This is a genomic window from Phaeovulum molybdatiresistens (genome assembly GCF_023544865.1).
Taxonomy (GTDB): Bacteria; Pseudomonadota; Alphaproteobacteria; order Rhodobacterales; family Rhodobacteraceae; genus Pontitalea.
Map to the genome: position 1 here is coordinate 1 of NZ_JAMJFX010000052.1, position 8,774 is coordinate 8,774.

At 64.3% G+C, this 8,774-nt stretch carries 11 protein-coding genes; 1 reads left to right on the forward strand and 10 read right to left on the reverse strand.

Annotation, left to right across the window (positions count from 1 at the left end; translation table 11 throughout):
- Positions 1-208 precede the first annotated feature (208 nt).
- The 7 genes from menC to MXB90_RS17165 all read right to left on the reverse strand — a co-directional run bounded on the left by menC (position 209) and on the right by MXB90_RS17165 (position 6,384).
- Complete coding sequence (gene menC, locus MXB90_RS17135) at positions 209-1,321, reverse strand: o-succinylbenzoate synthase (RefSeq protein ID WP_250046634.1); 1,113 nt, start codon at positions 1,319-1,321, stop codon at positions 209-211.
- Positions 1,318-2,124, reverse strand: coding sequence for an ATP-binding cassette domain-containing protein (locus MXB90_RS17140; protein WP_250046635.1), 807 nt, complete (start codon positions 2,122-2,124; stop codon positions 1,318-1,320). The genes menC and MXB90_RS17140 overlap by 4 nt, the downstream gene beginning before the upstream one ends.
- Entirely contained in the window at positions 2,121-2,471 is a 351-nt protein-coding gene (locus tag MXB90_RS17145) for an ABC transporter ATP-binding protein (protein WP_250046636.1), read from the reverse strand. The genes MXB90_RS17140 and MXB90_RS17145 overlap by 4 nt, the downstream gene beginning before the upstream one ends.
- Entirely contained in the window at positions 2,431-2,967 is a 537-nt protein-coding gene (locus MXB90_RS17150; protein WP_250046637.1) for an ATP-binding cassette domain-containing protein, read from the reverse strand. The genes MXB90_RS17145 and MXB90_RS17150 overlap by 41 nt, the downstream gene beginning before the upstream one ends.
- Entirely contained in the window at positions 2,964-3,848 is an 885-nt protein-coding gene (locus MXB90_RS17155; protein ID WP_250046638.1) for an ABC transporter permease, read from the reverse strand. The genes MXB90_RS17150 and MXB90_RS17155 overlap by 4 nt, the downstream gene beginning before the upstream one ends.
- Positions 3,849-3,851: 3 nt before the next feature.
- Complete coding sequence (locus MXB90_RS17160; RefSeq protein ID WP_250046639.1) at positions 3,852-4,769, reverse strand: ABC transporter permease; 918 nt, start codon at positions 4,767-4,769, stop codon at positions 3,852-3,854.
- Between the two features lie 76 nt (positions 4,770-4,845).
- Complete coding sequence (locus MXB90_RS17165; protein ID WP_250046640.1) at positions 4,846-6,384, reverse strand: ABC transporter substrate-binding protein; 1,539 nt, start codon at positions 6,382-6,384, stop codon at positions 4,846-4,848.
- A gap of 162 nt (positions 6,385-6,546) precedes the next feature.
- Between MXB90_RS17165 and MXB90_RS17170 the strand changes: the two genes are divergently transcribed.
- Entirely contained in the window at positions 6,547-7,350 is an 804-nt protein-coding gene (locus MXB90_RS17170; protein WP_250046641.1) for an IclR family transcriptional regulator, read from the forward strand.
- 42 nt (positions 7,351-7,392) lie between these two features.
- Here the strand turns inward: MXB90_RS17170 and MXB90_RS17175 are convergent, their stop codons facing one another.
- The 3 genes from MXB90_RS17175 to MXB90_RS17190 form a co-directional block, all read right to left on the reverse strand.
- Positions 7,393-7,563: a hypothetical protein gene (locus MXB90_RS17175; RefSeq protein ID WP_250046642.1), complete on the reverse strand. Its 171-nt coding sequence runs from the start codon at positions 7,561-7,563 to the stop codon at positions 7,393-7,395.
- A gap of 439 nt (positions 7,564-8,002) precedes the next feature.
- Positions 8,003-8,398: a PIN domain-containing protein gene (locus tag MXB90_RS17185; RefSeq protein WP_250046643.1), complete on the reverse strand. Its 396-nt coding sequence runs from the start codon at positions 8,396-8,398 to the stop codon at positions 8,003-8,005.
- The gene (locus MXB90_RS17190; RefSeq protein ID WP_250046644.1) at positions 8,388-8,615 is read right to left on the reverse strand and encodes an AbrB/MazE/SpoVT family DNA-binding domain-containing protein; all 228 of its coding nucleotides are present in this window, start codon (positions 8,613-8,615) and stop codon (positions 8,388-8,390) included. Before MXB90_RS17190 ends, MXB90_RS17185 begins: the two co-directional genes overlap by 11 nt.
- Positions 8,616-8,774 lie beyond the last annotated feature (159 nt).

Below are 8,774 nucleotides of genomic sequence, written 5' to 3' on the forward strand. Positions count from 1 at the left end.
GCCCGAAGCCAAACCCGGACAGTTGCGCCGAAAGGAAACCGTTCTGCATAACCGACTTCTTCAGCGGCCTGCTAAGGCCTCCATCCGGCGCGTGCACCAACCCTGTCCGGCCGGTGCTCCGGGCCGAAGGCCTGCGTTTCTGCCAAACCCTGCATGAATGGCCGCCCGATCCTCTCCGCCGCCGAAGCCGTTGGGAAAACCGCCCCGATCAGAACGTTTCGGTGTGTTCGGTTACCTCTTCCAGCCAGTCGCGGTCCAGCGTGACCCCAATCCCCGCCCCCGGCGGCACCGGCATCAGCCCGTTTTCCGTTTCCAGCTTTTCGCAGACGATATCGCGCGCGAAATATCGGCTGGCGCTGGAGGTATCGCCCGGTTTGCGGAAATTGGGCAAGGTCGCAAGATGGATGTTATGTGCCCGGCCGATCCCGGCCTCCAGCATGCCGCCGCACCAGACCGGCACATCCCAGGCGGCAGCCAGATCGTGGATGCGGCGCGCCTCCAGATGGCCGCCAACGCGGCCGACCTTGATGTTGATCACCCGGGTCGCATCACTGACTAGCGCCTTGCGCGCATCCGCGACCGACCGGATGCTTTCGTCCAAACAGACCGGCGTTTCCAGATGACGTTGCAGCACCGCATGATCGTGCAGATCGTCATGCGCCAGCGGCTGTTCGATGTAGTCCAGATCGAACCGTTCCAGCGCCCGCAGGATGCGCAGATCCGCCAGCGTATAGGCGGTGTTGGCATCCACGCTCAGCCGCGCTTTGGGCAGGGCGGCGCGCACGGCGGCCACAAGGTCCAGATCATGGCCCGGCATGATCTTGAGCTTGATGCGCCGATATCCCTGGGCATGGTGGCGGCGGGCCTTTTCAACGGTGGTTGCGATCTCCTCGATGCCCAGCGAGATGCCCACCGGCACCGCATCGCCCGTCCCCCCCAGAACGGTCTTCAACGGCAGGTCCAGCGACTTGGCCCACAGATCCCAGAAGGCCATCTCGACCAGCGCCTTGGTCATCCAATGCCCGCGCCAGGACCGCAGCGGCCGACAGATCGCCTCGGGGTTTTCAAAGCCTTGCCCGATGATCTGCGGCAACAGCGCGGTGCGCAGCAGATCCATCCCGCCCGCGATGGTATCATCCAGGTAATCGGGCAGCGGGTCCATCACGCCCTCGGCATAGCCTTCCAGCCCGCCCGCGCGCAGCGTCAGCAGCGGAAAGACCTTGTCATGCATCGTCCCGGTCGAGGTGCTGAAGGGCGACAGAAGCGGCAGGCGCACGATGCGCAATTCGGCGCTGTCGATGCGAAGGGGGGCGGCGGTCATCGGGTTTCCTCGGGCTGATATGCCGCCGGCACGGTCAGGGCCGATGCCAGAAGGCGGCGGGTGTAATCGGATTGTGGTGCGGAAAACAGCTGATCGACGGGGGCCAGTTCCACGATCTGTCCCGCCTGCATCACCGCCACGCGATCGGCGATATATTCCACCACCGCCAGATCGTGACTGATGAACAGATAGGTCAGGTCGAATTCGGCCCGCAATTCCATCAGCAGGTTCAGCACCTGTGCCTGCACCGAGACATCCAGCGCCGAGGTCGGCTCGTCGCAGATCACGATCTCGGGGCGCGAGATCAACGCGCGGGCAATCGCCACGCGCTGGCGCTGGCCGCCCGACATCTGGCTGGGATAGGCATCCAGCATCCGCGCGGGCATGCGCAGAATGTCCAGCAACGCGCGCACGCGGGCCAGCCGTTCGGCCGCGCTGACCCCGCCGCCAATCACCAGCGGCATCTCGATCAACTGGCGCACGGTCTTGCGCGGGTTAAGCGAGGAATAGGGGTCCTGAAAGATGGGCTGCACGCGGCGCGCGAAATCGCGGCGCGGGATCAATGGCACCGGCTGGCCATCCAGGCGCACCTCGCCCGAGGTGGGCGTATCAAGGCCCAGCAAGATCCGCGACAGCGTGCTTTTGCCGCTGCCGGATTCGCCCACCAGCGCCAGCACCTCGCCCCGGCGCAGATCCAGGCTGACGCCGTCCAGCGCGGTCAGGGTACGGGGCGGGCGAAACAGCCCGCCACCAAGGGGAAAGACGCGGCTGACCCGGTCGATCTGCATCAGGGGGGCGGTCATGGCAGCGCCTCGTCATCGGACCATTCCACCGCGCCCAGCCGGTCGCGGCCCCAGCGCATGCCCCGGCGCGGCACCGCCGATAAAAGCGCACGGGTATAGGGATGTTCGGGCCGGGTCAGCAGATCGCCAACCGGCCCCGCATCAACGGTGCGCCCGGCATACATGACCTGCACCCGCTGCGCGATGCGGGCGACCACGCCGATGTCATGGCTGATGAAGATCATCGCCAGCCCCCTTTCCTGCTGCAAGCCCGCCAGAAGGTCCAGGATCTGCGCCTGCACCGTCACATCCAGCGCCGTTGTCGGTTCATCCGCGATCAGCAGGTCCGGGTCGCAGAGCAGCGCCATGGCAATCATCACCCGCTGACGCAACCCCCCCCGAAAGCTGATGCGGATAGACCTCCATCCGTTCGGCCGCACGGGGGATGCCGACCCGGTTCAGCAGGTCGATGGCACGGTCGCGGGCCTCGCGCTGCGATCCTTTGCGATGGCGTAGCCAGGTTTCGGTCAGCTGGCGGCCGATGGTCAGCACCGGGTTCAGCGCGGTCATCGGTTCCTGAAAGATCATCGCCATGCGCGCGCCGCGCAGATCGGCCATCGCGCGTTCATTCAGCCCCAGAAGGTCGGTTTGACCCAGCCGCATCTCATCCGCGGCAACGTCGATGCGCGGGGCCAGCAGCCGCATCAGCGCCAAAGAGGTGACCGATTTGCCGCTGCCGGATTCGCCGACGATGCCCAGCGTCTCGCCCGGGGCCACGGCCAGATCGACGCCGCGTACGGCCTGGAACGGGCCGGTGGGCGTGGGGATGGTGACGCGCAGGTTGCGGATGGAAACGATGGTCATCCCCGGCCCTCCGGTGCAAGGACATCGCGCAGCCCGTCGCCGATCAGGTTGATGCCCAGCACCAGAACCGCGATCGCCGCCCCCGGTAGGGCGATCAGTCGGGCATCAAAGAACACCATCCCCTTGCCCTCGGACACCATCAGCCCCCAGCTGGGCGTGGGCGGCTGCACGCCGAGGCCCAGGAAGGACAGGGCCGATTCCAGCAAGATCGCATGGGCCACCTCAAGCGAGGCGACAACGACCAGCGGGCCGATCAGGTTGGGCAACAATTCGGCCAAAAGGATCCGCGGGGTCGATGCCCCCATCGCCCGCGCGGCAGTCACGAATTCCTGTCCGCGCAGCTGCATCGTGGCCGAACGCACCACCACCGCGAAGCGGTCCCACAGCAGAAGGCTGAGCACCGCCACCACGATCCACAGGCTGCCGCCAAAGATCGACACCACCGCCAACGCCACCAGCACCACCGGAAGCGCCAGCCGGACCGAGACGAAGAAGGTGACGAAACTGTCCACCCGCCCGCCGTAATAGCCCGCGATAAGGCCCAGCGTCGTGCCGATCAGCCCTGACCCGATGGCCGCACAGACCCCGATCAGCAGCGAGATCCGCGCGCCATGGATCAGCCGCGACAGGTAATCCCGCCCCAACGCATCGGTGCCAAACACATGGTCCCAGCTACCCTTGTCCGCCCAGACCGGCGGGATCAGCCGGCGGCTCAGATCTTGGGCAAAAGGATCATATGGGGCAAGCCAGGGCGCAAGCAGCGCCGCGATCAGCACCGCCAGAACGATCGCGCCGCCGATCAGCAGACCACGGTGACCACGCGCCCGCCTCAGCATCAGCTGACGCGGCGAGGGCTGGGACAGGGGGACAGTCTGGGTCATGGATCAGCTCACGCGGATACGGGGGTCAAGCCAGGCGTTGATCACATCGGCCAAAAACGTCAGCCAGACATAAAGCATCGCATAGATCAGGATGATGGCCTGGATCGTCGGGAAATCATTGCGCCCGATGCTTTCCCAGGCCAGCAGACCGATACCGCGAATGCCAAAGACGCTTTCGACAACGACCGATCCGCCCAGGATGAACCCGAATTCGACCGCCGCGACACTGATCACGGGCAGGATCGCGTTGCGGATCGCATGGCCGAACAGCACCTGTCGCGGCAACAGCCCCTTGGCGCGGGCGGTGCGCACATAATCGGATGCCAGCGCCTCAATCATGCCCGCCCGGCACAGACGCAGCATCGAAGGCGCCGCGTAATAGCCCAGCACCAGCGCCGGCATGATGAAATGCGCCCAGCTTTGCGATCCCGAAACCGGCAACCAGCGCAGCTTGACCGCAAACAGCCAGATCAGCATCAGACCCAGCCAGAAACTGGGCGTTGCCTGCCCCACCGTGCCCAGCGTCAGCGCCAGCCGGTCGGGCCAGCGATTCTGCCGGGCCGCCGCCAGCATCCCCAGCGGGATCGACAGCACCAGCGCGACCACGATCGCAAGCCCGCCCAGTTTCAGCGTCGCGGGGAAACGCTCGGCCAACAGATCCACCACTGGCCGGCTGAAATAGAAACTATCGCCGAAATTGCCCTGCAGGGCGTTGCCCATCCAGCCCAGGTATTGAACCGGGATCGGGCGGTCAAAACCCATGCTGCGGCGGATCACGTCAATATCGGCCTGTGTCGCCCCCTCACCGGCGATCGCGGTGGCCGGGTCGCCCGCCAAAAACATCAGCCCGAAGCTGATTGCAGAGACGACAAACGCCACAAGGGCGGCAATTGCCAGACGTCGAAGCGTGAAACGCAGCATGACGGACCTTTCGTCAGGCGGGACAGCGACGGCAGATCCCCGCGCCGATCAAACGGCGCGGGGGCACCCGCGGGCGTTACTTCCAGCCCGAAGCGTAGAAACGCGGCATTTCATCGGCCGAAGGCGTGAATTCCAGCCGGGCGTCAAAGGCGTAGTTCTTGGTGTAGCTGAACAGCGGCATCCAATAGGCCTGATCGGCGATCCGCTGCAGCGCCTTTTCATAGGCCGCCAGCCGCACCGCCGGGTCCGAGGACAGGTCACCCTCGCGGATTGCTTCCTGCGTCTGCGGATCATTGGCCGGATCGTCCGGTCCGCCGCCAAAGAAATACGACGTGATCGCCGAGACATCCGGGATCGATGACGACCCCCAGGTCATGTTCGCCACCGGCACCTTGCCTTCGCGGATCAGATCGGCCAGCGCGCCATATTGCATCCAGTTGAGGTTGGTCTTGATCCCGACTTCGGCCAGATCGCCCATGATCGCCTCGGTGACCTGACGGTCGCGATAGCCATACAGCTCGACGCTGAACCCATCGGGATAGCCCGCCTCGGCCAGCAATGCCTTGGCCTTTTCCGGGTCATGGCCATAGACCGCGACATCGCCGGTGCAGCCGAATTGCGAGGGATGGCACGCGGCATTCACCACATCGCTGTTTTCGCCCATCAGGAACTTGGCGATGTTTTCGCGGTCAATCGCATGACCCATGGCGCGGCGCACCTCGGGCTTGGTAAATACATCGCTGCCGCTGGACCCCTTCAGATCGAAGGTCAGATAGCTGATGCGCATCGTGGGTGCGTTCACCACCGCCAGCTGCGGCGCCTGTTTCAGTGCTGCGGCCTGATCGTTGTCAAAGCCCCAGATCCAGTCGACCCCGCCGGTCATCAGTTCGGCCAGCTGCGTCGCGCCATCGGTGATGGTGCGATAGGTGATCGCGTCAAGGCTGGCCGCGCTTTTCGGGCCACCGGCAAAATAGGCCTCATTGCGGGCCATTTCGATGCGATCGCCCGCACCAAAGGCGGTCACGCGATAAGGGCCCGTTCCATTGGGCGGCACCGAAGCAAAGCGCTTGCGGCCATCGGCCCCGGCCTCGGCGGCATCGAAATGCCCCTCGGGCAGGATCGGCAGCACCAGGGCCAGATAGGACAGAACGGCGGGGAAGGGTTCATTCATGTGCAGGCGCACGGTATGATCGCCGGTCTGTTCGGCACTTTTCAGCCAGCGGATATCGCCATAGTTCAGAACGCCATTCGCCTCATCCGCGATGAAGTTGAATGTATAGACCACATCTTCGGGCCCGAAACTGGACCCGTCATGAAAGGTCACATCGTCGCGCAGATCGAATTCCACCGTGACCGGGTCGATCTGGCGGAAGGCACTGGCCAGCAGGGGCAGGAATTCCTGCGTGTCGGGGTTCCAGTAGACCAGACCGTCATAGACATGCTGGGCCAGCACGATCGCTTCGCGCGAGGTGTCGAAATAGGTATCGACCGCGGTCACTTCCTTGTCGGCCGACCAGACCAGGCTGTTGTCATCGGGACCCGCAAGGCCCGGACCCGACAGGATCGCCAGGGCCATCGCAGCGGCGGTGCTGGCCCGAAGAAAAGACTTTGTCATCGTGAACTCCCTGAGGTGCAGTGGACGATATTTTCGTTGATGTATCATTATTTGATACTTACAATTAATATTTAACGACTCAGCTCCACAGCTTGTCAAGCGCTAACGCCCCTGCCATGTGGTGCGCCATGGTGCGCAGGCGCCGCCCAACCCGGGAATCCAATGACAACCAAACCGTCCAAGGCAGATCCATCCCCCGCCCAGACAGGCGTTCTTGCCAGCACGCTGGAACGCGGCATGCGGGTTCTGGCGCTGTTTCGCGACCATCACACACCGCTGTCCCTGACCGAGATTGCCACGCTTGCCGGCTTGGAAAAAAGCGCGGCACAACGCCTGACCTACACGCTTCATGCGCTTGGTTATCTGGACCGGGATGACAAGAACCGCCGCTATCGGCCGGGCCTTCGGATGCTGGATCTGGCCTATGCCTATCTGATCCACGACCGCCTGCTGGAACGCGCCCTACCCCGCCTGATCGAGCTGAGCCGACAGCTGCGCAGCACCGTCAACCTTGGGGTGCTTGACGGGCATCAATTGGTCTACAAGGCGCGCATCCCCCATTCCAGTCTGGCCTATGACGCCACGCTGATCGGCGTGCGCCAGCCCGCCGCCGTCACCGCGATCGGCCAGGTGATCGCGGCGTTTTCCCCGCCCGATGTGCTGGAAACCCTGCTGGCCCCCGGCCTGCCCGAATCGATGACACCATTCACCCTGACCGACCCCGCCCAAGTGCGCGACCGCGTCAACCAGGCGCGCCGCGACGGCTTTGTGATCTCGGTTCAACAGATCATGCCGCAGGAAATCGTGGTGGCGGCCCCGGTCATGGGGCCGAACCGCCGCGCCATCGCCGCGATCGCGATGCCGGTCTACATGCCCGAATGGACCGAAGACCGCGTGCGCGCCGATCTTGTTCCCGCGCTGACCGATGCAGCCCGCGCGATTTCTTCCGTCGTTGCAAGCAACTGACCCAAGCCCGCGGTCACAAAGACAACGGCAACTGCCATCGTGTCAAACGGCATCCGATTTTGCCGCCACAGCGGCCTCTTCCGGTTTGTCGCAAGGCGGCTTGGCGGTGCCCGGCCGCATGTTCCATGCAGGCTTGCGCACCGACCGGGGCTTGCCCTTCTGGCTTAGAAATTCAACGAGGTTAAGCGGTTTCTTAGGGGTGGAATAACCCATGGCATGGTTCCTTGTGTCCGAGGATGGGGGCGCACACGACAGCCATGCCGGTTCGCCGCCCGATGATCCGCAGGCGGATGCCAACGGTTTGAATTTTCCGATCTTCCGATTTCTTCCGTGACAGGGCACGGACCAACCGGGACGGTTCTCAGGTGACGGCAGCGAGCATGGCAGCAGGACGTGTTTCGGCCACCCGCCGCACAGGCGCCCCCGGGCAAGCCAAGCCTCACTCTACATGGGGTTTCCAGGCGCCCAATACCAGAGCCGTGTCGCGAAGCGATCAACAAGCCCGGCCGCGATGCCTTTCTACCTGCGACCGTCTTGGCCCGCGCCGGGCGGCGCGAAACCAACGTCCGCCTGCCCGCCATCGTCGCTGCCATCACGGGCGCGGACCGAGAGGCTGGGCTTGCTCGACTGAACTCCGAGGGAACCAAACCCCTCACGCGAAGGGGTTCAAAATGCGGAGTTGGCCCTCCACAAGCAGGCCATTCTGCATGTCCTCGCTCCACAGCGTCGTGCAGCCCGCGATCAGGGCGCTTGCCACGATCATCGCGTCGTAGATTGAGAAGCCGTACCGCTCCGCCAGGGCGCGGCCGACATCGTGGGTCTGGAGGGTCAGATCTTCGATCCGGCACAAGGCGCGTACGCCGGCGAAAAATGCCCCCGCCTCTTCCCAACTGAGGCCAGCCTTGCGGCGACAGCTCACCAGCGCCTCGTTCAGCACCTGAACGCTTATCCTGGGCCCCTGCGCCAAAATGACCTCGGCACGATCGGCTTTCGGGCCGTCGTCGAGCAGGTAGAGGACGACATTCGTGTCCACGAACTCAGCGCTCATGCGCGTCGTCACGGCTCAGGCGTTCCGCCGCAGGCAGCTTGCCCCGGAAGCGGCGCAGGCCCGCCAGCACCTCATCGGCATTAGGCAGGCGACGCACTCTCACCCGGCCGTCGTCTTTCACCAGGTCGATCTGATCGCCTTCCTTGATGCCAAGCTCGCGGACAAGCTCCGCGGGCAAGCGGACCGCAAGTGAGTTGCCCCATTTCGCGACCTGCATCGTGACCTCCCAGAACGGATATACAGGACGAAATGTATATCATGGCAGGTGCCCGGGCAAGTCTGATCTCAAGACTTGGTCACTCTAGCAGGCCGCTGAAGAAGTCGGTTATGCAGAACGGTTTCCTTTCGGCGCAACTGTCCGGGTTTGGCTTCGGGC

Bases quoted from the DNA above. Each gene is read 5' to 3' on its own strand.
- menC (WP_250046634.1), bottom strand. From the start codon at position 1,321: ATGACCGCCGCCCCCCTTCGCATCGACAGCGCCGAATTGCGCATCGTG.
- MXB90_RS17140 (WP_250046635.1), bottom strand. From the start codon at position 2,124: ATGACCGCCCCCCTGATGCAGATCGACCGGGTCAGCCGCGTCTTTCCC.
- MXB90_RS17145 (WP_250046636.1), bottom strand. From the start codon at position 2,471: ATGGCGCTGCTCTGCGACCCGGACCTGCTGATCGCGGATGAACCGACA.
- MXB90_RS17150 (WP_250046637.1), bottom strand. From the start codon at position 2,967: ATGACCATCGTTTCCATCCGCAACCTGCGCGTCACCATCCCCACGCCC.
- MXB90_RS17155 (WP_250046638.1), bottom strand. From the start codon at position 3,848: ATGACCCAGACTGTCCCCCTGTCCCAGCCCTCGCCGCGTCAGCTGATG.
- MXB90_RS17160 (WP_250046639.1), bottom strand. From the start codon at position 4,769: ATGCTGCGTTTCACGCTTCGACGTCTGGCAATTGCCGCCCTTGTGGCG.
- MXB90_RS17165 (WP_250046640.1), bottom strand. From the start codon at position 6,384: ATGACAAAGTCTTTTCTTCGGGCCAGCACCGCCGCTGCGATGGCCCTG.
- MXB90_RS17170 (WP_250046641.1), top strand. From the start codon at position 6,547: ATGACAACCAAACCGTCCAAGGCAGATCCATCCCCCGCCCAGACAGGC.
- MXB90_RS17175 (WP_250046642.1), bottom strand. From the start codon at position 7,563: ATGGGTTATTCCACCCCTAAGAAACCGCTTAACCTCGTTGAATTTCTA.
- MXB90_RS17185 (WP_250046643.1), bottom strand. From the start codon at position 8,398: ATGAGCGCTGAGTTCGTGGACACGAATGTCGTCCTCTACCTGCTCGAC.
- MXB90_RS17190 (WP_250046644.1), bottom strand. From the start codon at position 8,615: ATGCAGGTCGCGAAATGGGGCAACTCACTTGCGGTCCGCTTGCCCGCG.